Origin of the sequence: Rhizobium sp. P38BS-XIX (assembly GCF_012641435.1) — a bacterium.
Classification (GTDB): domain Bacteria; phylum Pseudomonadota; class Alphaproteobacteria; order Rhizobiales; family Rhizobiaceae; genus Rhizobium.
Genome location: NZ_JABAIJ010000007.1, coordinates 105963 through 129458, shown reverse-complemented (window position 1 = coordinate 129458; position 23496 = coordinate 105963). Strand labels below are relative to the sequence as shown.

The 23496-nt window shown below is 60.2% G+C and carries 20 protein-coding genes; 7 read left to right on the top strand and 13 right to left on the bottom strand.

The window, feature by feature from the left end:
• The first annotated feature begins 126 nt into the window (after positions 1-126).
• The 3 genes from HGP17_RS22250 (at position 127) to HGP17_RS22240 (ending at position 2530) form a co-directional block, all read left to right on the top strand.
• Complete coding sequence (locus HGP17_RS22250) at positions 127-612, top strand: CYTH domain-containing protein (protein WP_168812637.1); 486 nt, start codon at positions 127-129, stop codon at positions 610-612.
• Positions 590-1501, top strand: coding sequence for a CHAD domain-containing protein (locus tag HGP17_RS22245; RefSeq protein WP_168812636.1), 912 nt, complete (start codon positions 590-592; stop codon positions 1499-1501). The genes HGP17_RS22250 and HGP17_RS22245 overlap by 23 nt, the downstream gene beginning before the upstream one ends.
• Positions 1502-1588: 87 nt before the next feature.
• Positions 1589-2530 carry a rhodanese-related sulfurtransferase gene (locus HGP17_RS22240; protein ID WP_168812635.1) on the top strand — a complete coding sequence of 314 codons (942 nt, stop codon included), beginning with the start codon at positions 1589-1591 and terminating at the stop codon, positions 2528-2530.
• 21 nt (positions 2531-2551) lie between these two features.
• Here HGP17_RS22240 and HGP17_RS22235 read toward each other — a convergent pair whose 3' ends face one another.
• The 3 genes from HGP17_RS22235 to HGP17_RS22225 all read right to left on the bottom strand — a co-directional run bounded on the left by HGP17_RS22235 (position 2552) and on the right by HGP17_RS22225 (position 6863).
• On the bottom strand, positions 2552-4765 hold the full coding sequence (locus tag HGP17_RS22235) for an EAL domain-containing protein (RefSeq protein WP_168812634.1): 2214 nt from the start codon (positions 4763-4765) through the stop codon (positions 2552-2554).
• A 111-nt stretch (positions 4766-4876) separates the two neighbouring features.
• Positions 4877-5425, bottom strand: a complete 549-nt coding sequence (locus tag HGP17_RS22230) for an NADPH-dependent FMN reductase (RefSeq protein ID WP_205926084.1) — start codon at positions 5423-5425, stop codon at positions 4877-4879.
• Positions 5426-5489: 64 nt separating this feature from the next.
• Positions 5490-6863, bottom strand: a complete 1374-nt coding sequence (locus tag HGP17_RS22225; protein ID WP_168812633.1) for a GH1 family beta-glucosidase — start codon at positions 6861-6863, stop codon at positions 5490-5492.
• Between the two features lie 246 nt (positions 6864-7109).
• On the opposite strand from HGP17_RS22225, the gene HGP17_RS22220 reads away from it, so the two are divergent.
• Positions 7110-7514 carry a DoxX family protein gene (locus HGP17_RS22220; protein WP_168812632.1) on the top strand — a complete coding sequence of 135 codons (405 nt, stop codon included), beginning with the start codon at positions 7110-7112 and terminating at the stop codon, positions 7512-7514.
• A 44-nt stretch (positions 7515-7558) separates the two neighbouring features.
• Here the strand turns inward: HGP17_RS22220 and HGP17_RS22215 are convergent, their stop codons facing one another.
• The 5 genes from HGP17_RS22215 to HGP17_RS22195 form a co-directional block, all read right to left on the bottom strand.
• The gene (locus HGP17_RS22215) at positions 7559-8746 is read right to left on the bottom strand and encodes a Gfo/Idh/MocA family oxidoreductase (protein WP_168812631.1); all 1188 of its coding nucleotides are present in this window, start codon (positions 8744-8746) and stop codon (positions 7559-7561) included.
• Positions 8747-8973: 227 nt separating this feature from the next.
• On the bottom strand, positions 8974-10026 hold the full coding sequence (locus HGP17_RS22210; RefSeq protein WP_168812630.1) for a sugar phosphate isomerase/epimerase: 1053 nt from the start codon (positions 10024-10026) through the stop codon (positions 8974-8976).
• Positions 10027-10284: 258 nt separating this feature from the next.
• The gene (locus HGP17_RS22205; protein WP_168812629.1) at positions 10285-11232 is read right to left on the bottom strand and encodes a substrate-binding domain-containing protein; all 948 of its coding nucleotides are present in this window, start codon (positions 11230-11232) and stop codon (positions 10285-10287) included.
• A 65-nt stretch (positions 11233-11297) separates the two neighbouring features.
• Positions 11298-12311 (bottom strand): ABC transporter permease, encoded by a 1014-nt coding sequence (locus tag HGP17_RS22200; protein ID WP_168812883.1) that lies wholly within the window; start codon positions 12309-12311, stop codon positions 11298-11300.
• Between the two features lie 61 nt (positions 12312-12372).
• The gene (locus HGP17_RS22195) at positions 12373-13896 is read right to left on the bottom strand and encodes a sugar ABC transporter ATP-binding protein (protein WP_168812628.1); all 1524 of its coding nucleotides are present in this window, start codon (positions 13894-13896) and stop codon (positions 12373-12375) included.
• Positions 13897-14062: 166 nt separating this feature from the next.
• Here HGP17_RS22195 and HGP17_RS22190 point away from each other — a divergent pair, with 166 nt between their 5' ends.
• Positions 14063-15088, top strand: a complete 1026-nt coding sequence (locus HGP17_RS22190) for a LacI family DNA-binding transcriptional regulator (RefSeq protein ID WP_168812627.1) — start codon at positions 14063-14065, stop codon at positions 15086-15088.
• A 12-nt stretch (positions 15089-15100) separates the two neighbouring features.
• The gene (locus HGP17_RS22185) at positions 15101-15505 is read left to right on the top strand and encodes a VOC family protein (protein WP_168812626.1); all 405 of its coding nucleotides are present in this window, start codon (positions 15101-15103) and stop codon (positions 15503-15505) included.
• Here the strand turns inward: HGP17_RS22185 and xylA are convergent.
• The 5 genes from xylA to HGP17_RS22160 all read right to left on the bottom strand — a co-directional run bounded on the left by xylA (position 15496) and on the right by HGP17_RS22160 (position 22556).
• Positions 15496-16806 (bottom strand): xylose isomerase, encoded by a 1311-nt coding sequence (gene xylA / locus HGP17_RS22180; protein ID WP_168812625.1) that lies wholly within the window; start codon positions 16804-16806, stop codon positions 15496-15498. The genes HGP17_RS22185 and xylA overlap by 10 nt on opposite strands.
• A 224-nt stretch (positions 16807-17030) precedes the next feature.
• A complete protein-coding gene (gene xylB / locus HGP17_RS22175) occupies positions 17031-18488 on the bottom strand; it encodes a xylulokinase (RefSeq protein ID WP_168812624.1) in 1458 nt (485 codons plus the stop codon).
• Between the two features lie 37 nt (positions 18489-18525).
• Entirely contained in the window at positions 18526-19551 is a 1026-nt protein-coding gene (locus HGP17_RS22170; protein WP_168812623.1) for a LacI family DNA-binding transcriptional regulator, read from the bottom strand.
• A 149-nt stretch (positions 19552-19700) separates the two neighbouring features.
• On the bottom strand, positions 19701-21311 hold the full coding sequence (locus HGP17_RS22165; protein ID WP_168812622.1) for a DHA2 family efflux MFS transporter permease subunit: 1611 nt from the start codon (positions 21309-21311) through the stop codon (positions 19701-19703).
• Between the two features lie 24 nt (positions 21312-21335).
• Entirely contained in the window at positions 21336-22556 is a 1221-nt protein-coding gene (locus HGP17_RS22160) for an HlyD family secretion protein (RefSeq protein WP_168812621.1), read from the bottom strand.
• Positions 22557-22720: 164 nt separating this feature from the next.
• Here HGP17_RS22160 and HGP17_RS22155 point away from each other — a divergent pair, with 164 nt between their 5' ends.
• Positions 22721-23401 carry a TetR/AcrR family transcriptional regulator gene (locus HGP17_RS22155; RefSeq protein ID WP_168812620.1) on the top strand — a complete coding sequence of 227 codons (681 nt, stop codon included), beginning with the start codon at positions 22721-22723 and terminating at the stop codon, positions 23399-23401.
• Positions 23402-23496: the final 95 nt, after the last annotated feature.

Below are 23496 nucleotides of genomic sequence, written 5' to 3'. Positions count from 1 at the left end.
GGCCTTCGAATAGCCTTCCCGAAGGTGCTTGTCGAGACAAAAGCTCGCTTTAAATACGACGGGTAGGAAATCGCGGCAACTTGATATAGTGTACTTCAATCTGTGCCGGTGGAGCATGTCAAACGCATGGCAAAAGAGATCGAGCGAAAGTTTCTGGTGCGCGGCGATCATTGGCGTGATTTCGTCTCCGAGAAGCTGATCCTGAAGCAGGGTTATATCGCTTCCATGGACGGTCGTTCCGTAAGGGTGCGGCTGACAAACGAGACGAAAGCGACCTTGACGATCAAGATCGGCAAGCGGATGACCAGGGATGAATTCGAGTATGAGATCCCCGTCGACGAGGCGGAGGAGCTGCTTGGAACGGCCATTGGTCTCGTTATAGAAAAAACCCGCCACAAGGTTCCATTCAAGGGATTTACCTGGGAAGTCGATGTCTTCCGCGGCACGCATCGCGGCCTCGTGATCGCCGAAGTGGAGATGGAGGACGAGAGCGACAATCCGGAACTGCCGGACTGGATCGGCCGGGAAGTGACCGGCGAACATCGCTATTCCAACCAGGCGCTCGCGACCCAGTTCGAACAGGAATACGATGAGCTATCGCATACGGCCTGATCGGGCCCTTGATGACGAGGTGCGTCAGGTCGCCGCGCATCAACTCGGCAAAGCGATAGATGCATTGACGGATCGGCCGCAGGGCTTGCACGAAGCCGTGCATGCATGCCGCAAGAACATCAAGCGCGTGCGCGCGCTTTATCGGCTGATCGCGCCGATCGCACGGGATTTTCAGCAACAGGAGAATGAGCGGCTTCGGAACATGGCGCGGACGCTTTCCGCCGTTCGCGATGCGACTGCGCTCATCGAGATCAGCCATTATCTGCAGTCGACGGCGACTTCGGCGGAGGAACTGCATGCCCTCATCCGCGTTGGTGACCTGCTGACCGCAAGGCGGGACAGATTGGCGGAAGCGGAAACCGATCTCGAAGACAAGGCACGGGCAGCGGTTGCGACATGCCACAATGCGATCGACGCCTTGAAGGATGTCTCATTCGACTGCGGGCGGCGCAATACGGCTCGCCTCTTCCAGAAAAGCTGGCGCAAGAACGCCCGCAAAGCGATCGAGGCGCGGTCCGCATGCCATTCGGAAGCAGCCCACATCGAGAGTTTTCATGATTTGCGCAAGCGCAGCCAGGATTACTGGATGCATCATATGCTGTTGCGCGAGGTCTGGCCGGCTGCAATGCATGCCAAGCAGCTGGAGGCCAAGGCATTGGTCGACGCCCTCGGCCGCTATCTCGACATGTCGATATTGTCTGACGTCGCCGACCAGGAGCCGCACCTCTTCGAGAAAAGCGATGACCATGCCCGTTTGCTGGAGGCGATTATATCCCGGCAACAGACAGCCCGCGAGGAGGCGCTTCACCGGGCGCATTGGGTTTTCGTCGACAAGCCGCAACACGAAGCACGAACCATCAGGCACCTCTGGCTGGAAGCAGCCAATTGAGGCGATTACCGGCGCTATTCCCGGTGACGCAGGGGTCGCGCATAAATCCCGATTGCCTGAAGACGCACAAAATTGTATTTCCCCGCCATGACCGACATTCTTTCCAGCTCACGGCATGAGGCGACCGGCGCATTCCTCGTTGCGGCGCTTTATCATTTCGTTTCTTTCCCGCGCTTCGAAAGCGTGCAGGAGCCTTTGTTTGCGCTCTGCGAGGCCAATGGCGTCAAGGGCACGCTGCTGCTTGCCCATGAAGGCATCAATGGGACGATCGCCGGCACGGATGCAGCCATCGGCGCCGTTCTTTCTTTCCTGCGGGCACAGCCGGAATTTTCCGGTCTGGAGCACAAGGAAAGCCGCGCTTCGAAAATGCCCTTCGTGCGCATGAAAGTGAAGCTCAAGAAAGAGATCGTCACCATGGGCGTCGAGGATATCGACCCCACCAGGGTTGTCGGCACCTACGTCGCGCCGAAGGACTGGAATGCTTTGATCTCCGATCCCGACACCATCGTCATCGACACCCGCAACGATTACGAAACGGCGATCGGCGTCTTCAAGGGCGCGGTCGATCCGAAGACCAAGACCTTCCGCGAATTTCCGGATTGGGTACGTGACCATACCGGCCTGCACAACAAGCCGAAGATCGCCATGTATTGCACCGGCGGCATCCGCTGCGAAAAGGCGACAGCCTTCATGAAGCAGCAGGGCTTCGACGAGGTCTATCACCTCAAGGGCGGCATCCTGAAATATCTCGAGGAAGTGCCTGCGGAAGAAAGCCTGTGGGAAGGCGCCTGTTTCGTGTTCGACGAGCGCGTCTCGGTCGAGCATGGCCTGAAAGAGGGCAACCACAAGCTCTGCCACGCCTGCCGCAGTCCGATCACGGCGGAAGAGGTGACGTCGCCCTATTACGAGGCCGGCGTGTCTTGCAGTCATTGCTATCACGACCGCAGCGAGGAAGACCGCGAACGTTATCGCGAGCGGCAGCGCCAGATCGCGCTGGCCCGCAAGCGCGGGCAACAGCACATCGGCTGACGGCTTGATAGTCTGACGCCCTCAGGCGGCCGCGCCTTGCTCCTGATTGAGTACGGCCGCCATCTGCGCCGCAAAGCGCTTGGTGATCTCGGCCTCGGGCATAGGCTTTCCATAGAAATAGCCCTGCAGCTCATCGCAGCCGAATTCCTGCAACGCCCTGCCCTGCTCTTCGATTTCAATGCCTTCGGCGGTGACCGGAATGTCGAGCGAGCGCGCCAGCGCCACCGTTGCCCGCACCATTTCGCAGGCGCGGCTGTCCTCCAGCACATCCATCGTCAGCGAACGATCGATCTTGATGCGATCGAAGCCGAATTGGCGCAGATAGCCGATGGATGAGAAGCCGGAGCCGAAATCGTCCAGGGCCACCTTGACGCCGAGCATCTTCAGCCGCTCGATCGACTGCCGGGTGCGCTCGGGATTCTGGATGATATAGCCCTCGGTGATTTCCAGGGTCACACGCTCCGCCGCGATCTCCGTGCGGGTCAGGACGCTGCGAACGTAGTCGGCAAAGGCCGGGTTGCGGAATTGCCCCGGCGACACATTGACCGCTACCCGCAGATCGGGCCATTGCTGTGCCGCTTCGCAGGCCTTGCGCAGCACGAGCAGCCCGAGCGCCTCGATCAGGCCGCTGGTTTCGGCCACCGGAATGAAGACTTCAGGTGAAATTGGCCCATGCCCCGGACGGTTCCAGCGCACAAGCGCCTCCACTCCCGTCATCTCGCAACTCGATGCGTCGACGAGCGGCTGATAGGCGAGCGTCAATTCCTCGGCCTCGATTGCGCGGCGCAGATCGAGCTCCAGCTCGTTGCGCTCCTCGCGATGGGCATCCATCGCCGTCTCGTAGCACGTCATGCGGGCGCGGCCCGCCTCCTTCGCCTTATACATGGCAAGATCGGCGCGGCGAACCAACTCCTCGCGATCGATGCGCCCTTCGGGAGAGCTCGCAATGCCGATGCTGGCGCCGACAACCACCACCCGGCGGCCGATTTCCAACGGCTCCGAGAGAAAATCCAGAATCTGCTCGGCAAGCCTCAGCGCCGGCGCATCGTTGAGTTCCTTGGTCGGGAAGACGATCGCGAATTCGTCACCTCCAAGCCGGGCCAAAGTCGCCTGCGGTGGAACCAGCACCCTGAGACCGGCGGCAACGGCACGAATGAGCTGATCGCCCGTGCCATGCCCATAGGCGTCGTTAATTTCCTTGAAGCCGTCGAGGTCAAGATAGAGAAGCAGCACATTGCTGCCGTCGGCACGCGCATGCTCGACCAGGCGATCGACATCGTGCCGCAGCCCCTCGCGATTGAGAAGCCCGCTGAGGCGATCGCGCAACGAGCTTTGCCGCGCAACGACTTCTTCCGCCCGCAGCCGACGTCCTGCCAGCAGGCCCAGAATCAACAGCACGATGAAAAACAGGCCGACGAGACCGAGCGCACCCACAACGATCGGGCGCACCTGCTGATAGCTGATATCGCCGGGGGCGCGTGAATTCCAGACCAGCCGCCCCAAAGGCTTACCGAGCGGATCGACGATCGAGACGGCATAGCGGGCGACAGTGTCCGCCGGCACCAGCTTCAGACCGCTGATGACATAGGTGTTGGACAGCAGCTTGATCCGGGCGGCATCGAGATAGCGCACGAGGATCAGGTAACGTCGCTTGCCTTCCGGCACCGGAATACGCCCGGATCGCTCGCGAATGGTCGCAACGCCGATAGCTGCAATACCATCGCGGGTCATGATATAGCCGCTTGCCTCGGGTACCCCGGTCCCGGGGGTGTTGCGCACCTGATTGACCAGAACCCACATCGTGCTGCCGAGAACGTCCTCGACATTCTCCTTCATCACGTCGCCGTCGTGATAGGCTATGATCGGCGTATTGTTGTCATCGACGATAAGAGCGGTGTCGAAAAGCGCGCCGTTCGAGGATATGTCACCGTAATTGCCGGCGATCCAAGTCTTCTCATCCTCACCATAGACGCTTTTTGCGGCATCGTTGCGTGCGGAGTGATCGTGCAGCGTTGCCTCGAGCTGACCGTTGAAGGTCTTGAGGGCACCAACTGTCGTTTCCCACGAGCGCTCGTCATCCAGCCTGTTGGAATAATTCGCCACACGGCCGATTGCCGTCAGCACCATCAGGGTGACGACGGCCACAACCACGGCAAAAGAAATCAAAACGGCCGTCACGATGGAATGACGACCGACTTGTTTGCCTTGCCGCAGAGACTTGAATACTGCTCCCAACGCCTTTTTCTCCTTGGCGTGAAAGTCTGCCGTCAGGTCTTCAATAAACGGTTAAGGCGAGCCGGAGATTCCTACAGGAAAGAGTTGTATATCCACCACTGGAGGCGGAATTCATGCCGTTTCGCGGATCGCATCGGCAAAGCGGCCAAGGGCGGCACGCAGCACGCCATCTTCGCGCGCTTGCGTCAGAATGGATGCCTGAGCTTCGTCGGGCTTGCCGGCAATCGGCAATCGCAGAAATGCTTCGTCCACAATGCGCAGCGACATCGTCTGCAGCACGTCGGTCAGCAGCGCCAGCGCGAGATCGCCACGATGGGAAGCATGGGCAAACATCAGCGGCTTGAAAGGGATTTCGTCGCGCGACACCAGCCAGTCCAGGGCATTCTTGAAGCCGCCGGGTATGCCATGCGCATATTCCGGGCACGACACGATCAGGCCATCGGCGCTGCCGATCTCGGCCGCAAATTTCTCGACCACAGGCGGTGTTTTCTCGCCTTCATTGTCCGGATTGAAAATCGGCAGATCACCGATCAGATCCGAAATTGTGATGCTGATATCGTGCGGCGCGGCAAGCTGCAACGCCTTGAGCAGCCTGCGGCTGGTCGAAGCCTGTCGCTGACTGCCGCAAATCGCATAAAGAGAAATCGGGCGCTGGATCATGCCCGATATCTATCAGGCCGCATCGATTCGGACACGGCCTGAAATTTCGTCCGACAGCTGCCGGTCAGGCCTGCTTGTGATTCCCCCGCGGGAACTGCGAGGCAAGCTGTCTATACCATTTGCCGCTCTTCTTGACGGTGCGCACCTGGGTTTCGTAATCGACGTGAACGAGGCCGAAGCGCATGCGATAGCCTTCCGCCCATTCGAAATTGTCCATCAGGCTCCAGGCGAAGTAGCCGCGCATCGGATAACCGTCCTTGATGAGATCGGCGACGATACCGAGATGTTCGGCGTAATAGTCGAGGCGCGGCTGGTCATCGACCTCGCCGTTGACGACGCCCATGTTGTAGCAGGCGCCATTCTCGGTGATGTAGCACTCCGGCAGATCGTAACGCTTGTTGAGGTCTTCAACGACATGCTTCAGGCCCGGTGCATAGATCTCCCAGCCGATATCCGTCTTCACATCGCTTGCGGGCGGGGCTTCTTTCGTCCAAGGAAAATCGCCGGTCTTGGAAGCATCATCGAACACGCGATCCGGCTTGTAGTAGTTCAGCCCCCACCAATCGAGCTTCTGGTTGATGGTCTTGAGATCGCCATCCTCGATCTTGGGCATGCGATCGCCAAGCGCCTCGACGAACTCCTTCGGATACTCGCCCTTGAAGATCGGATCGAAGAAGGCGCCGTTGTGGAACTGATGGGCACGCTCCACAGCCGCCAGATCCTCGGGGCGATCAGAGCCCGGCAGAATGGAAGACGCATTGAGCACGATGCCGACAGGCACCTTTGGCGCAACCGAGCGGATCGCCTCGACGCCGAGACCATGCGCGAGGTTCATGTAATGCATGGCATAGAGCGCCGCCTGCATGTTGCGCTCACCGGGGGCATGAATGCCGTAGAGATGGCTGAGCCAGACGATGCACCAGGGCTCGTTGAAGGTGGCGACCGAATCCAGACGATCGCCGAGGCGGGCCATCACGGTTTTCGCATAGCGCTGGAAGGCGTGTGCGGTCGAGCGCGCCGTCCAGCCGCCTTCGCCGGCAAGCATCAGCGGCAGATCCCAATGATAAAGCGTAGCAAAGGTCTTGATGCCACGGGCCTTGCAGCCGTCGACCAGACGATCGTAGAAATCCAGACCTGCTTCGTTCACCGGGCCTGTGCCTTCGGGAATGATGCGCGGCCAGGCGATCGAGAAGCGATAGGCTTCGACGCCCATGTCCTTGATCAGATCGAGATCCTGCTCAAGCCGGTTGTAGTGATCGCAAGCGACATCGCCGTTATTCCGCTGATAGACGCGGCCCGGCATGTTGGCGAAAGCATCCCAGATGGATGGCTTGCGGCCATCGGCCTTGGTGGCACCTTCAATCTGGAAGGCGGCGGTGGCAACACCGAACGTAAAATCGCCGGGGAAGCGATCGGCAAGAAGCTTTGGATCGATCATGATGAAAATCCCGTCTGTTTTGGCTTCGTTGGCTGCGGTTTAACCAAGCTGCGTCTCAAAGTACAGTACCGGCACCGGAAAACTGCAACGTTACAGGTGCCGACAAATCAGGGTGCAAAAGGACATCCCAGAAATTTCGCTGCATCTTCGCACGGCTGGATAACATCAATGTCAACAGTCGTGACTTGTCTTCCGGGCGCGGATCAATTGAGGGTAGCAATCAAACTTGACAACGAAAGGATACAAATGCTCCCTGCGCTTCACGCTCTTCACCCTCATCTGCTGAGCCTCCTGCGCATCGTCGCATCGCTCGTGCTCTTCAGCTACGGAACACAGAAAGCGCTGCATTTTCCAGCCGCCGAGAATGTGCCGGCTGTCGGATCTCTGTCGTGGATCGCAGGCTTGCTTGAGCTGACATTGGGCTTTCTCGTGCTGATCGGCTTCCAGACGCGCATCGCGTCGTTCATCCTGTCAGGCCTGATGGCATTCGCCTATTTCCTGCGCCATGCGCCGCAGAGCTTCTACCCAGCGCAGAATGGCGGCACATCGGCCATCCTCTTCTGCTTCATCTTCCTGTTTCTCGTTGCCGCCGGCAGCGGCCCCTTGAGCGTCGATGCGCTGACGAAGCGCCGGCAGAACCTGGCTGCCTGATCAAAAAGCCCGAGGCGGTTTTACCGCCTCTGGCCTCGTAGAGATTAAAGCTTGACCCAGGCGCCGTTGCGCTTGGAGGAAGCGACGCAGGCTTCGACGAAAGCCACGCCCTTCACACCGTCATCGACGGTCGGATAGATCACAGCCGGATCGACCGCCACGCCTTTCTTGCGGGCGTGGATGGCACGAGCGGCTTCCGTGTAGATCGTGGCGAAGGCTTCCAGATAGCCTTCCGGATGACCCGACGGAACACGCGAGACGCGCGCCGCAGCAGCGCCGGAGCCGGCGCCATTGCGGGTGATCAGCCGCTTCTGATCGCCGAACGGCGTGTACCACAGATAGTTCGGATCGGCCTGCGTCCACTCGATACCGCCCTTGGTGCCGTAGACGCGAAGCTTGAGACCATTTTCGTGACCCGGCGCCACCTGGCTGCACCAGAGCATGCCCTTGGCCGGCTTTTCCGTGCCCTTGGCCTTGAAGCGCAGCAGAACATGGCCGTTATCGTCGAGACGACGTCCCTCAACGAAGCTGTCGAGATCTGCGGCAAGGCTGTCGAGTTCGAGGCCGGTGACGAAGGACGCAAGGTTATAGGCATGCGTGCCGATATCGCCCGTCGAACCGCCGGCGCCGGATTGGGCCGGGTCGGTGCGCCATGCGGCCTGCTTCTGGCCGGACTGCTCGATATTCTCGGTCAGCCAGTCCTGCGGATATTCCGCCTGGACGATGCGGATATCGCCGAGCTCGCCATTGGCGATCATCTCGCGCGCCTGACGGATCATCGGATAGCCGGTGTAGTTGTGCGTGAGGATGAAGAGAGCGCCGCTTTCATCGGCCACCTTCTTCAGCTTCTTGGCGTCGGCGAGATTGGAGGTCAGTGGCTTGTCGCAGATGACGTGGATGCCGCGACGCAGGAATTCCTTGGCGGCGTCATAATGGACATGGTTCGGCGTCACGATCGAAACCGCTTCAATGCCGTTCTTCAGCTTGGCTTCGCGGATTGCCATGTCGCGATAGCTGGAGTAGGTGCGCGAGGGATCGAGACCGAGATCGCGGCCGGATGCCACAGCCTTTTCCGGCGAAGACGAGAGCGCGCCGGCAACGAGATCGAACTGGTCGTCAATGCGTGCAGCAATACGATGCACCGCGCCGATGAATGCGCCGGCGCCGCCGCCGACCATGCCAAGCCGAATGCGCGGCTCGCGCGTCTGTTCCGATGATCCTTCGATTGCCATTTTGTCCTCCTGAATGAATTGAATTGTGTGGATGCGACCGCTTGGCGCGATCGTCCCCTCTCCCGCCTGCGGGGAGAGGACTAGGGTGAGGGGCGACCGCCGGTCCGACACACCGTGCCGTCGCGATGAATATCGAGAAGGCCCTTCATCCGTCCTCTCGCGATTTCGCTCCGCTCGCCCGTTCGAGTCCGCTTCCTCCCCGCATATGCGGGGAGGAAGCGCTCGGATTAAAGCCCAAGCATGCGGCGGTTTGCCGCCTGGTCCGTGCCGCTACCGGCAAAATCGTCGAACGCCTTTTCCGTGACGCGGATGATATGCGCCTTGACGAATTCGGAGCCTTCGCGAGCACCGTCTTCAGGATGCTTCAGCGCGCATTCCCATTCGACCACGGCCCAGCCGTCGAAGTTGTTGGCGGTCATCTTCGAGAAGACGGCACCGAAATCAACCTGGCCGTCGCCAAGCGAACGGAAGCGGCCGGCACGCTCGACCCAACCCTGATAACCACCGTAGACGCCCTGACGCCCGGTCGGATTGAACTCCGCATCCTTGACGTGGAACATCTTGATGCGGTCCTTGTAGATGTCGATGTTGTCGAGATAATCGAGGCACTGCAGGACATAGTGCGAGGGATCGTAGAGCATGTTGGCGCGCGGATGGTTCTTCACGCGCTCCAGGAACATCTCGAAAGTGATGCCGTCATGCAGGTCTTCGCCCGGATGGATCTCATAGCAGACGTCGACGCCGTTTTCGTCGGCATGATTGAGGATCGGTGTCCAGCGACGGGCAAGCTCTTCGAAGGCGGTTTCAACGAGGCCGGCCGGACGCTGCGGCCAAGGATAGACGAAGGGCCAGGCGAGCGCACCGGAGAAGGTCGCATGCGCCTTGATGCCGAGATGCTTGGAAGCGGTGAGCGCCATCTTCACCTGCTCGACCGCCCATTCCTGGCGCGCCTTCGGATTCCCGCGCACTTCCGGCGCCGCAAAGCCGTCGAAGGCTTCGTCATAGGCGGGATGCACGGCAACGAGCTGGCCCTGGAGGTGAGTGGAAAGCTCGGTGACCTCGACGCCGTTGGCGCGAGCGACACCGGCGAATTCGTCGCAATAATCCTTGGAGGAAGCCGCCTTCTTCAGATCGATGAGCTGGCTTGCCCAGGTCGGAACCTGCACACCGACATAGCCGGCGTCGGCAGCCCATTTTGTGATCGAATCCCACGAGTTGAACGGCGCCGTGTCACCGGCGAACTGGCCAAGAAACAGGCCTGGCCCCTTGATCGTCTTCATCTGTAATTCCTCCCAAATTGCGTTCTGTAAACGTTTCCGATGCCTTTCGGACCCAAATCCAAGGCGGCTTTGATGCCGTAACCTCAAAAACTATAGGGTCTTCAGGATGAAAGTCGAATGCCTTGCGAGCTAACCACGCTCAGCCGCTGACGGCAAGAGGTACGTGCCGCAAAAATTACTCCGGTCTCTAAAACCGGGCGGCAAACGCATAAAAAACGCCCGCCGAAACCGGCGGGCGCATCTGTCCGAATCCGTGGATCAGAACGGTGAATCGGCGAAGTAGAAGTCCTTCGCATTGTCCTTCGTGACCAGCGTCGCGTCGAGGATGTAGTTACCGCGAACCGGGATCTGGTTGTAGAAGTTGGCAGCCGTCAGCTCCATGGCCGTGCCGACCATTGCCGGCGGATAGAGCACGTCGACCGGGATCAGCTTGTCGCCGTCCATGACCTTCTTGATCATGTCCTTCGAGCCGGCGCCGGCGACGACGTATTGAATGTCGGTGCGCTTGGCCTGCTCGATCGCCTGCAGCACGCCGACGGCCATGTCGTCATCCTGGCACCAGACCACATCGATCTTCGGGAACTTCGTCAGATAGTCCTGCATGACCTTGAACGCATCGTCGCGGCTCCAGTTGCCGTACTGACGATCGAGAACTTTGACGTTCGAGCCGGCAATCCCCTTGTCGAAGCCGTCCTGGCGCTGCTGGTCGATCGGGATCGGCAGACCGCGGATGACGACGACCTGAGCGTCCGGCGTGTTCTTCTTGATGTATTCGCCGGCCGTCTGGCCAAGCGCCGGGTTGTTGCCGGCGACGTAAAGGTCACGGACGGAATTGTCGTTGCTGCTCGGCGCACGGTCGACCAGCGTCACGAACTTGCCCTTGTCCTTGACTTCCTTGATGGCGTTGACGAGCGGATCCGGATCCGACGGCAGGATCACGAGCGCATCGATACCCTGTGTTTCGAGATCCTGTACGGCGTTTGCCTGGCTGGCAGCGTCAGGCGACGTCTTGACGATGACGTTCAGGCCCGGATGCTCCGCCATCAGCAATTTGGCGACGCGCTCGGCATGGAACACCACGCCCGAAGTCCAGCCATGGTCGGCGGCCGGAATGGACACGCCGATCGTCACCTTCTTGTCCGCGGCATGAACCGTGCCCGCCAGAGCCGCCATCGCGACCGCCAATCCCAATAGTCTTTTACGCATGTTCTTCCTCCCAGATAGAGACAGGGCGTTGTCGTTCAGGACCGGGCGCCCCCTGACCCGGTTATTCATGATTTGCGAGCAAGCGAGCGCTGGACCAGCATGGCGATAATGATGATCGCACCCTGGATGGCACTCAGGAGATACTCGCTGATAAAATTGGAAAGCAGCATGATGTTGCCGACCAGCTCGAGAATGAAAGCCCCGCAGATCGTACCCCACACCCTGCCCGCGCCACCCTTCAGCGCCGTACCGCCAACAACCACGGCGGTGATTGCCTGCAGCTCCCACAGAATGCCCGTCTGGGCTGAGGTGGAGCCGAGACGCGGCACGTAGAGAAGCACAGCGATGGAAACGCAAAGCCCCTGGATGATAAAGGCGATGGTGCGGACGCGATTGACCGCCACGCCGGAATAGCGCGCAACGTCGCGATTGGAACCGACGGCGATGACATGCCGCCCGTAGCGCGTGCGGTAAAGAATGAAGGCCGCGACGATGGTAACGGCGATAATGATTGCGATCGGAATCGGCACGCCCAATATCGAGCCGTAATAAGCCGGCTTGTAGAGCGCCTGCACATCGGCCGAGCGCAGGGTTATCGCCCCACCCTGAGACAACCAGGTCGTCAAGCCGCGGTACACGCCCATCGTCCCCAATGTCGCGATGAAAGGCTCGATCTTGCCCATGGTGGTGATCAGACCGTTCGCCAGGCCACATAGGACACCGGCCACGATCGAGAACAACACAGCGGCGGCCAGCATCAGAGCTGGGTCCGCGATAACCCCCGAATTTATGAAGAGGATCATCAGGCTTGCCACGAAGGCAACCATCGCACCGACCGACAGATCGAGATCGCCCGCCGAGATCACGAAGGTGGCGCCAACGGCGATAATCGCGATATAGGCACATCGCGTCGCGACGTTGGTGAGATTGGTGATGCCGATGAAGTTCGGGTTGACCAATGCGCCCACGATGAGAAGCAGCACCAGCGCCGCAAACGGCGCAACCGCTCGCAGATCGACATCCCGCCAGGAACGTCCACGTCGACCCGTCTTACCGCTGCCGTCTTCGCCCACGCTCATAACCAAAACCAACCTCCCGTCCCATGACTGCTGGGAATTCGCCCTGCCCTGCGCCGCCTTTTCAGGCGGCAGTCTTCTTCTTCAGACCCGCCGCATAACGCATGATTTCCTGTTCGGAGATCTCGTCGCCCTCGAGCACGCCGACGATCCGGCCCTCGCGCATCACTGCGATACGGGTGCAGAGCCCGATCACTTCAGGCATTTCCGAAGAGACCACGATGATCGAATGACCGTCCCGCGCCAACGCCGAAATGAAATGATAGATCTGCTGCTTCGTGCCGACATCGATACCACGCGTCGGCTCATCGATGATGATGATCTGCGGCTCGGTCTCCATGACTTTCGCCAGAAGCAGCTTTTGCTGATTGCCACCGGACATGCGGCCGGCAACGATGTTTCCGTCCCGCACACGGATATCGAAGCGCCTGCGCGCCCGCGACAGCGCATTGGCTTCGCTTGAAGCGCTGAGATAACCGAACTTGCCGTGCCGATCGAGCGACTGAAGAGTGAGATTGACGGCCATGCCCGAATTCAAAAGCAAGCCTTTGGATTTGCGATCCTTGGTCATATAGGCAAGCCCGGCATCGATGGCCGCATGCACATCATGGGCGGGGACCGCCTGACCGTTGGCGATGACATCGCCGGATACCCGCGAGCGCAGACCGACGATCGCCTCCATCAGCTCGGTGCGGCCGGAACCGATCATTCCGGAAAAGCCCAGGATCTCGCCCTTGCGCAGCTCGAAGCTCGCATCATGGACGTAGCCGGTCGAAACGGAGCTGACGCTGAGCACCACTTGCTCGTCGATGTCGGGCTCGTTCTTGGCCGGATAGAGGCTCGAGAGCTCACGCCCCACCATCAGCTGAGCGATCGACTCGCCATCGAGCAACGATGTCGGCGACGTCTTCACCCACTGCCCGTCACGCAGCACCGTCACCCGATCCGTCAGCTCCATGACTTCATCGAGCTTGTGGGAAACGAAGACGAAGCTCGTTCCCTGGTCGCGCAGTTTGCGAACCTGCTTGAAGAGGAAATTGGTCTCTTCACGCGAGAGAACTGCGGTCGGCTCATCCATGAAGACGATGCGCGCATCGCGGCTGATCGCCTTGGCGATTTCCACCATCTGCTTGTCGGCAATGGACAGCGAGCTGATGAGTGCATTTTCGTCGACATGCGAGCCGAGCAGATCGAGCACACGCCGCGTTTCCGTGCGCATATGCTTGCGATCGAGAACACCGAAACGGGTAATTTCACGCCCGAGAAACAGGCTCTCGGTGACGGTCAGGTGCTCTGCGAGATTGAATTCCTGATGGATGATGACGATCCCGAGCGCTTCCGCAGCGCCGTTCGGGGGCAGCTTCACAGCATGGCCATCGAGAAGGATTTCACCTGAGGTCGGCTGCTCGAAACCGGAAAGAACCTTGACGAGGGTCGACTTGCCGGCGCCGTTTTCGCCCATGAGCGCATGGACCTCGCCGGCCTTCAAATCGAAGTTGACGCCGAACAGCACCTGCACGCCGTTGAAGGACTTCGATATGCCTCTCGCAGACAGCACAATTGCACCGTCGACGGCTTCCGAACTCATTGAATCCTCCCTGCGGTCCCACCCGCTTTCCATGCTGTGTAAACCTTTACATATCCGGTGTAAAGGTTTACATCGTTGGATATCATACAATTTTTCACGGTTACCTTTGACCTCCACGTAAGTCTGTGTAGTCTCCGCTGCCAGACGAGACCCAAGGCAGAGCGCAGTGTCGAATTCCACGCCCGCAACTATCGAAGACGTCGCCCGAATTGCCAATGTTTCGATAGCAACGGTTTCGCGGGCAATCCATACCCCGGAGAAGGTCGCCAACTCGACGCGGCTGAAGGTGAACCAGGCGATTGCCGTCACCGGTTATACGACCAATGCCATGGCGCGCAGCCTCAGGCTCGGCCGCTCCAACATGATTCTGGTCGTCGCGCCCGATATCGGCGACCCCAATTTCTCCAATATTCTCATCGGCCTGGAAAACGAAGCGCGCTCGCATGGCTACGGCGTACTCATCGGCCATACGCAAAACGATGCGCAGCGCGGGCTGGAGTACCTAAAGTTCCTGAACTCGAACCAGGCGGCGGGGCTGATCCTCTTCACCGGCATCCTGCCGTTCGGCCATCAAACGATGACGGCGCGGCTTCCGCCAAGTGTCGGCGTTTTCGAACCGGTCTTCAATGGTGGCATTCCCTATGTCGGCGTCGATGACATCGCCGGCGCGCGCAAGGCGATCGACCTGTTGATTGCCGAAGGTCATCGCAAGATCGCCTTCGTCGGCGATTCTCGCACCCGCCTCGCCTATAGCCGCCGACGGATAGGCTACGAAGCAGGGCTGGACGCAGCTGGTATCGGCTCTGAACTTCGCATGGTCCTCGAAGGCGACGGCACCATCGAGAGCGGTCGGCTTGCCGTCGAACAGCTCTTCATGCGCGACACGCTCCCGACCGCCTTCATGTGCGTCAACGACCAGACGGCAATCGGCGTCATGATCGCGCTGAAGACACGCGGTTACGACATTCCCGAGGATTTTTCGGTGACGGGATTCGACGACGTTCCGCAAGCCGTGTTCATGACGCCGTCGCTGACGACGATCCGGCAGCCGCGCACCGCCATCGGCAAGCATGCGATGGCGCTCCTGCTTGAGCTGCTTTCAGACGGCGAACCCGCCGAGACGGAGATTCTGCTGCGGCCAGATCTGGTGGTGCGAAACACGGTTTCCGCACCATCGCGCCTTCGCCGCTAGGGATTTTTGAAGATGCCGCTTGGTCGGATCATTCTTTATGTCTGCGATGTCGAAGCGACCATCGGCTTTTACGCAAGATATTTTGGCTTTGAGCCTCACCGGGAGGAAGGCGATCGGATTGTCGAACTGCGTGCTTCGGATGGCGGCGCCAACCTGATGGTTCATCCAGCGGCCAAGTCGCAGAAAATGGGGCAGTCGCTTGTGAAGCTGGTGTTCGATGTCGAAGATGTCGAAGCATTCCGCGCGCGGTGCTTGGAAGAAGGTCTTGAATTCGGCCCTGTCCATCAAGCCGACGGCTATATCTTTGCCAATGCCAAGGATCCCAGCGGAAATTCCGTATCCATTTCCAGCCGTGCCTTCAGGCAGACGTCGGGAGGCGATGCAGCACCGCCTCCCGATCCTGTCGATCAAACGTAACGATTGACGATGTTTTCGAGCAGCTCCTGCTTGCCGGACTTCGGCTGCGGGTTGACGTCCTTCGTTTCGACCCATTGCGCGATCTGGTCGAGCGAATATTCGCCGCGCAGCAGCTTCTGGCCTTCGGCGGAATCCCAGCCGGCGTAGCGGTCGGCGAGCGGCTTGGAGAGCGCCTTGTCCTCGATCATCTTGGCAGCAGCCTTCAGGCCGCGAGCGCAGCAATCCATGCCGCCGATATGGCCGATGAGCAGATCTTCCGGATCGAGCGACTGACGACGCAGCTTGGCGTCGAAGTTCGTGCCGCCGGACTTGAAGCCGCCACCTGCTAGAACCTGATAGTAGGCCAGCGTCATTTCCGGAACGTTGTTCGGGAACTGGTCTGTATCCCAGCCGGACTGGTAATCGTTGCGGTTCATGTCGATGGAGCCGAATACGCCGAGCGCGTTGGCAAGCGCCAGCTCATGCTCGAAGGAATGGCCGGCGAGGATCGCATGGCCCTGCTCGATGTTGAGCTTCACTTCGTTTTCGAGGCCGTACTTCTTCAGGAAGCCGTAAACCGTGGCGACATCGTAATCATACTGATGCTTGGTCGGCTCCTGCGGCTTCGGCTCGATCAGGACGGTGCCCTTGAAGCCGATCTTGTGCTTGTATTCGACGACGAGATTGAGGAAACGGCCCATCTGGTCCATTTCGCGCTTCAGGTCGGTGTTGAGCAGCGTCTCATAACCTTCGCGGCCGCCCCAGAGAACGTAGTTTTCGCCGCCGAGCTTGTGGGTCGCGTCCATGCAGGTCTTCACGGTCGCAGCCGAGAAGGCGAAGACGTCCGGATCCGGATTGGTCGCAGCGCCAGACATGAAGCGGCGGTTGGAGAAGAGGTTCGCCGTGCCCCAGAGAAGCTTGACGCCCGTTTCGGCCTGCTTCTGCGCGAAATAGTCGACGATCTCGTTGAGGTTCTTGGTGTTCTCGGCGAAATTCTTGCCTTCCGGACGCACGTCGGCATCGTGGAAGCAATAATAGGGCGCGCCGAGCAGGGTGAAGAATTCGAAGGCGACGTCAGCCTTCAGCTTGGCGGCTTCCATCGTCTCGTTGAACCAGGGGCGAAGGAAGGTCTGACCGCCGAAGGGATCGCCGCCCGGCCAGGTAAACGTGTGCCAGTAGGCAACGGCGAAACGCAGATGGTCTTCCATGCGCTTGCCGGCGACGACTTCGTCCTTGTTGTAATGGCGGAAGGCGAGCGGATTGGTGCTATCCGGGCCTTCGTACTTCACCTTGCTGATGTCACCAAAAAATCCGGTGCTCATGTCTTGTCTCCTCAGGTTGGTATTTCAGTATTGCTTGTTCGTGTTGTGCGGTGCGGCCCCTCACCCTGGCCCTCTCCTCGCTTGCGGGGAGAGGGGACGACCTCTCTATCCTCGCGCGCTTCAGAGATGGGAGGCACGGCGGAGGTGCCTCTATCCCCTTCTCCCCGTCAAAACGGGGAGAAGGTGCCCGGCAGGGCGGATGAGGGGCCTGCACTCCTCCCGGTTTAATGTGCCGACAGCGGCTTGATTGCCGGGTAGACCGCCCGATAGCGCTTGTAGGCATCCGCATAGGCATCCGTCAGCGACGCCACGGGATCGATGGTGCCGGCCGTCTGCGGCGGGGTGCAGACTGCGACCGGGTCGGCGCCGGTGGCGGCAATCAGCCCGAGGCGAGCAGCCCCGAAGGCCGCGCCGAAATCGCCGTCCGCCGGCAGATCGACAGGCACGCCGAGCGCCGTCGCGATCGAGGCGAGCCAGTAGCGCGAGCGCGAGCCGCCGCCGATCGCCGTCACGCGCGCAATGTCGGTGCCGGCCGAGCGCAGCGCTTCCAGATTATCGCGAATGGCGAAGGAGACGCCTTCGAGCACCGCTTGCGTCAGCACAGCACGGCCGCTTTCATGGCCAAGACCGATAAAGGCGCCGCGGATCGTCGCGTCATTGTGCGGCGTGCGCTCGCCCGAAAGATAGGGAAGGAAGGTGACGCTCGTCGGCGCCTTCAGCGTATCGCCAAGCTCCGTGGTGAGTTCGGCGGCAGACTTGCCCGTCACATGCGAGTGCCAGTTGAGCGCGTCGGTCGCCGAGAGGATGACGCCCATCTGGTGCCAGGTGTTCGGCAGGGCGTGGCAGAAGGCATGCACAGCACTTTCCGGCTTTGGCAGATAGGAACCGTTGGCGGCAAAGAGCACGCCCGATGTGCCGAGCGAAACGAAGGCGGCGCCGTGGCTGACCGTGCCCATGCCGCAGGCCGAGGCCGCATTGTCCCCTGCCCCGCCGGCAACAACGACATCGCCGGCAATGCCCCATTTCGACGCCAGTTCGCCACGCAGCTTGCCGGCGGCTTCGGTGCCTTCGACCAGTGTCGGCATCTGCTTTTCATCGAGATTGGTCGCCGCCAGCAACTCGGAAGACCACTTGCGCTTGCCGGTATCGAGCCAGGACGTGCCGGCGGAGTCAGACATTTCCGACATGTGTTCGCCGGTCAGCCAGAGACGCAGATAGTCCTTCGGCAACAGCACCCAGCGCACTTTGGCGAAGACATCCGGCTCGTTCTTGGCGACCCATGCAAGCTTCGGCGCGGTAAAGCCCGGGAAGACGATGTTGCCGGTCAGAGCACGAAAGCGCGGGTCGGCGTCAAGCGCGGCAGCCTCATGATAGCTGCGCGTGTCGTTCCAGAGGATGCAGGGGCGCAGCACCTTGTCGTCGGCGTCGAGCAGCGTCGCGCCGTGCATCTGGCCGGACAGGCCGATGCCGCGCACGGCAGCCAGCTCCTTGGGATGCGCGGCCTTCAGCCCGGCCACGGCTTCTTCCGTCGCACGAACCCAATGCGCCGGATCCTGCTCCGACCAGCCGGGATGCGGGCGCGACACATCGAGATCGCCATGTGCCGAACCGATGATCTTCTGATTGCCGTCGATCAGCATCGCTTTGACGCCGGACGTTCCGAGATCGAGACCCAAATACATCAGATGTTACTCCCTATGCTCTGCCAAGTTTGAATGCTCAGGGCAGATTGTCCTTCAAAAATATGTCGAGACGTATGCGCTCCTGATCGGCGATAACGGCCTGACCATCGGCGGTTGCCTTCATCACCCGGACGGCGCTGCGCACCTCATGGCCTGCATCCTGGTTGAGGACGGCATCAATCGTGCCGTCCTGCAGCGCTGCGCGCGTATGCTGCGTCAACTCGTGCACGACGACAGTCAGTTCGCGCGTCGACCGGACCGCCTTCACGGCGGCGATCAATCCCCTGTTGCCGGCGCCGAGGCTATAGACACCGATAATATCCTGGCTTTCCGCAAGCGCCTCGGACACGAGCGATTGCGCAAGTTCCGGATCGTCGCGTCCCTCAAGGACGGGCAGCAATCGCAGCTTGGGAAACTCTTCCGCCATGACGGCCGAAAAGCCCTGCAGACGCTCGCGATGGTCACGCACCAGCATGGAGCCTGCGAGAATGGTGAGATCTCCCTGACGGCCGCCCAGGAAGCGCCCGAGCAAACGGGCGGCGGTGCGGCCGGCGGCGATATTGTCGATGCCGGCATAGTGATGCCGCGTGGAATCAGTGAGATCGGATACCAGCGTAACGACAGGGATGCGCTCGGAGACAAGGCGATCGACGGCAGCGCTCACCTCCGGCGCATCGGTCGCCACCAGAGCGACACCGGCGATGTCATGCCCCTGCAAAGTGTCCAGCGCCGCAGCCAGAGCCGGCACATCGAACGGCGGCACTTCGATAATGCGGATATCGGTGCGCTCTATGCCGGCGCGCAAGGTTGCCTGATGCACTTCAAAACGTAGCCCGTGCATGAAGGAGTTATCGCCGGTCGGCACGATGAAAACGAGAGGATAGACCCGGCCCTTGGCCAGATTGGCGGCGGCGACATCGCGGATATAGCCGATCTGCCGGATCGCGGCTTCCACCTTCTCGCGCGTCACCAGCCGAACGCCCGGCCGCTGGTTCAACACGCGGTCCACGGTGGCGAGACTGACGCCCGCAGCAGCGGCGATGTCATGCACGGTCGGTCTCATCAGCTCCTCCTGCCGACACCCTTTACCGCCATTTTTGATGTACGTAAATCAAAAATTTCCCGTGACCGGATTTTCCGGCCGCGACCACCAATAAAAAAGGCCCCTCACGAGGAGGGGCCATGCCTTGGGAGCATTTTTTGGAGAGGGCTTCAGTGGCCTCCGCCACCGCCGCCGCCCGCAGTCTTCGGCTTGCTCAGCATGAGAACGCCGAGAATCATCGCCAGGAAAAGGACGGTCAGCATCAGGAAAATATCCCCGAAGGACATGACGATAGCCTGCTGCGTCGCCATGTTGACCATCTGCCTCAGCGCGGCCTGCTGTCCATCGAGACCGGCGGCATTCATGCTCGCAGCCATGTTGTTCAACTGGTCGACGGCAATCTGGTTGCCCCAATGGATATTGTCGCGCAGATTGAAATAGTGCTGGTCCTGCCGGTTGGTCAGCAGCGTATTGATGATCGCAAGACCAACGGCGCCACCGAGATTACGCGTCAGATTGAACAGACCGGAGGCCCCGCGCATACGAGCGGGCGGCATGGTTCCAAGCGCGATATTGTTGATCGGCACCATGCAGAGCATTAATCCGAAACCGCGCAGGATCTGCGGGATCAGCAGTTCCCAGAAGTCCCAATCCACGGTCAGATGCATCATGATGTACGTGCCGGCCGAGAAGCTCGTAAAGCCGATGATCATCAGCAGCCGCAGGTCGATCTTGCTCGACAGAAAGCCGGCAAGCGGCGCCGTGAAGAACATAGTGAGGCCGGAAACGAACATCGTTTCGCCGATTTGCAGCGAATCGTAGCCACGAATACGCGCAAGATAGAGCGGATAGATGTAGGTCAGACCGTAAAGACCGATGCCCATGACGAATGAGAACATCGAGCCGAACGAGAAGTTCTTGTTGGTGAACGCCTTCAGATCGACCACCGGGAAATCCACCGTGAAGGCTCGATAGAAGAAGATCACCGCACCGATGGCCGAGGCAATGGCGCCGACAACGATGTAATTGTCGTTGAACCAGTCATTGGTATTGCCCTCTTCGAGCACATATTCCAGTGCGCCGAGGAAAACGCCCATCGAGATCAGGCCCCACCAGTCGAACTTCTTGAAAAGCGACAGTTCGGGCTTGTCGAAATCGATGAAATTCCACGTAACGATGGCGACGACGATACCAGGCGGAATGTTGACCAGGAACAGCCAGTGCCAGGAAAAGGCATTGGAGAGATAGCCGCCGACGGTCGGACCGATGGTCGGCGCAAGTGTGGCGATCAGGCCGATGATCGGCGAGACGACGTTGCGCTTGGACGGCGGAAAGATCGTGAATGCCGCCGCGAACACCGAGGGGATCATGCCGCCGCCGATAAAGCCCTGCAGGGCGCGGTAGATGATCATCTGGTCAATGTTGGTGGCGGTGGCGGCAAGCGCGCTCGCTGCGGTGAAGCCGGCGGCCGAGATCGCGAACAGGTAGCGCGTCGAGATGATGCGCGCCAAGGTTCCCGACAGCGGGATCATGATGACTTCGGCAATCAGATAGGCCGTCTGCACCCAGCCGATTTCATCCGAGCCGGCGCTGAGGCCCGCCTGGATTTCGCTGAGCGACGCCGAAACGATCTGAATGTCGAGGATCGACATGAACATGCCGAGCACCATCGCCAGAAAGGCGATGAGCTTCCTCGTGTCGATATGGTCTTCTACTGCCGGTGGCGCAGCAGGAGCGGCCCCGCGCGGAGGCGACCCTGCGGTAGTGCTGGCGGACGACATGGCGTCTCTCCCGAGCTTGATCGCTTACTTGGTCGGTGCCGTGCGGGTATCGACGTCGACAACGACGCTGAGGCCTGCCCGCAGACGACCGGTGTCAAGCGCATCCTGCGGCAATGCGATGCGCACTGGCACGCGCTGGATGATCTTGGTGAAGTTGCCGGTCGCGTTTTCCGGCGGCAGAAGCGAGAAGACCGAGCCGGAAGCCGGCGAGATCGACTCGACGGTGCCGACGATCGGGTGATCGCTATAGGCATCGACGTGAACATTGACCTTGGAACCGGGAACCAGATGCTGGATCTGCGTTTCCTTGAAATTGGCGTCGATATAGAGCTGGCGCGTCGGAACGATGGCCATCAGCTTCTGTCCAGGCGAAACGAGGTCGCCTTCCTGAACGGAGCGGTTGCCGACGATACCATCATAAGGTGCCTTGAGCACGGTGAAGGACAGGTCGCGCGCAGCCTTGTCTCGGGCAGCTTCCAAACCCTTGATCGTGCTTTCGGCCTGACGGCGCTGCGCCTGCAGGAGGTTGATATTGGCTTGCGCCGACGCGATTGCGGCATCACCGCCGACCAGGTTCGCCTTGGCTTGGTCGAGCGCGATGTTGGCGCTATCCAAGGCGGCCGTGGTGCCGACCGACTTGGCTTGCAGTTCAGCAGCGCGCGTCTGGGTGATCTGGGCGCCACGAACCGTGGCTTCCAAGGCAACCTTCTGGGCCTGCGACTGGGCAAGAGCGGCCTGGCCGGCAGCGATCTGAGCATCGATTGTATGGAGCGAAAGCTGTTCGGTATCGTACGAAGCCTGAGCCTGCTCCAACGCAAGCTTATAGTCGCCATCGTCGAGCGTGGCGAGGACGTCGCCGGCCTTGACCTGCTGGTTGGCAACCACATTCACCTTGGCAACATAGCCGGTGACCTTCGGCTGGATGGTGGCGATATCACCGCCGATATAGGCGTCGTCGGTCGAAACCATGAAGCGGCCGTTGGTCCACCAGTCATAGCCATACCAGCCGCCGGCGGCGAGAGCGATGACGACGATGATCGGGAGGGCCAGGCTGCGCCGCTTCTTCTCCGGCGACGGTGGGGCCGCGGGGGCCGGAGATGCGGGCGCAGCCTGGGCAGGAGCCGGAGTGCCGCGCGTTTCGGCAACAGGCGCATCGGCGGATGCCCCTGCTTCCGGAGCTTTCGCTTCGGCATCAGCGGGCTCATTCACGATGCGCGCTACATTGTTTCCATGACTTGACGACATTGCCCTACCACCGAAATTCTAGGTAAAATTAATCGAACCGAACGGTTCGGTTTAATTGACATAGAACCTTTTTCATTCCATATCAAGATACATCGAACTGAGCGGTTCGATTTATTTGGCGAATCTGTTTAAGATTCAGAAAAAATGATCGAGTGCAGGAGACGATGAAACACGAATCGCAGAATGCCGCAGTGCTGAACGCACCCGCGCCGAGTTCCGGTGGACGTTGGGCTGCAGGCGAGGATCCGGTCAAGCGCCAGCAGATTCTGGAAGGCGCCAAGCGCGTCTTCATGAAGATGGGCTTCGATGCGGCGAGCATGAACGACGTTACCCGCGAGGCGGGCGTCTCCAAGGGCACGCTGTATGTCTATTTCGCCAACAAGGAAGACTTGTTTGCGGCGATGATGGAGAGCGAGCGCACCCAATTGGTCGGATCGGCGCGCGCCGTACTGGAGGATGATGTCGATATCGCCTCCGCGCTTTGCGAATTCGGCAAGGTGTTTGCGAGCTACGTGACGTCGGACAAGGCGATCAATGCGGTACGCACCATCATCGGCGTCCGCGAGCGCATGCCCTCTCTCTGTCAGCGATTTTTCACGGGTCCCGACAATCTGAGAAGCGTGTTGCGCAGCTTCCTGGAGCGCAAGGCCGAGGCCGGCAGCATCGATATTCAGGATTTCGATTTGGCGGCGCGTCAGTTTCTCGAGATGGCCAGCGGCGGTTATTTCAAGGTGCGGCTCTTCGGCGATATGACCGAGCCACCGTCAAAGGAAGATATAGACTATGTGGTGCGTGGCGCCGTTCGTGTCTTCCTGGCCGCTTATAGCGCAAATCGCAAGGACTAGGTCGAACACGCCTTTCCTCTTGTCGATCTGCATGAAGTGTTCCAACTCCGCAATGGCGATCAAGCATCGCCGCCGCCGGACGCCTAAGACTGGTC

What these genes read in the sequence shown, in the direction of transcription:
- HGP17_RS22250 (WP_168812637.1), top strand. Translation starts at nt 127, where the DNA reads ATGGCAAAAGAGATCGAGCGAAAGTTTCTGGTGCGCGGCGATCATTGG.
- HGP17_RS22245 (WP_168812636.1), top strand. Translation starts at nt 590, where the DNA reads ATGAGCTATCGCATACGGCCTGATCGGGCCCTTGATGACGAGGTGCGT.
- HGP17_RS22240 (WP_168812635.1), top strand. Translation starts at nt 1,589, where the DNA reads ATGACCGACATTCTTTCCAGCTCACGGCATGAGGCGACCGGCGCATTC.
- HGP17_RS22230 (WP_205926084.1), bottom strand. Translation starts at nt 5,425, where the DNA reads ATGATCCAGCGCCCGATTTCTCTTTATGCGATTTGCGGCAGTCAGCGA.
- HGP17_RS22225 (WP_168812633.1), bottom strand. Translation starts at nt 6,863, where the DNA reads ATGATCGATCCAAAGCTTCTTGCCGATCGCTTCCCCGGCGATTTTACG.
- HGP17_RS22220 (WP_168812632.1), top strand. Translation starts at nt 7,110, where the DNA reads ATGCTCCCTGCGCTTCACGCTCTTCACCCTCATCTGCTGAGCCTCCTG.
- HGP17_RS22215 (WP_168812631.1), bottom strand. Translation starts at nt 8,746, where the DNA reads ATGGCAATCGAAGGATCATCGGAACAGACGCGCGAGCCGCGCATTCGG.
- HGP17_RS22210 (WP_168812630.1), bottom strand. Translation starts at nt 10,026, where the DNA reads ATGAAGACGATCAAGGGGCCAGGCCTGTTTCTTGGCCAGTTCGCCGGT.
- HGP17_RS22205 (WP_168812629.1), bottom strand. Translation starts at nt 11,232, where the DNA reads ATGCGTAAAAGACTATTGGGATTGGCGGTCGCGATGGCGGCTCTGGCG.
- HGP17_RS22200 (WP_168812883.1), bottom strand. Translation starts at nt 12,311, where the DNA reads ATGAGCGTGGGCGAAGACGGCAGCGGTAAGACGGGTCGACGTGGACGT.
- HGP17_RS22195 (WP_168812628.1), bottom strand. Translation starts at nt 13,896, where the DNA reads ATGAGTTCGGAAGCCGTCGACGGTGCAATTGTGCTGTCTGCGAGAGGC.
- HGP17_RS22185 (WP_168812626.1), top strand. Translation starts at nt 15,101, where the DNA reads ATGCCGCTTGGTCGGATCATTCTTTATGTCTGCGATGTCGAAGCGACC.
- xylA (WP_168812625.1), bottom strand. Translation starts at nt 16,806, where the DNA reads ATGAGCACCGGATTTTTTGGTGACATCAGCAAGGTGAAGTACGAAGGC.
- xylB (WP_168812624.1), bottom strand. Translation starts at nt 18,488, where the DNA reads ATGTATTTGGGTCTCGATCTCGGAACGTCCGGCGTCAAAGCGATGCTG.
- HGP17_RS22170 (WP_168812623.1), bottom strand. Translation starts at nt 19,551, where the DNA reads ATGAGACCGACCGTGCATGACATCGCCGCTGCTGCGGGCGTCAGTCTC.
- HGP17_RS22165 (WP_168812622.1), bottom strand. Translation starts at nt 21,311, where the DNA reads ATGTCGTCCGCCAGCACTACCGCAGGGTCGCCTCCGCGCGGGGCCGCT.
- HGP17_RS22160 (WP_168812621.1), bottom strand. Translation starts at nt 22,556, where the DNA reads ATGTCGTCAAGTCATGGAAACAATGTAGCGCGCATCGTGAATGAGCCC.
- HGP17_RS22155 (WP_168812620.1), top strand. Translation starts at nt 22,721, where the DNA reads ATGAAACACGAATCGCAGAATGCCGCAGTGCTGAACGCACCCGCGCCG.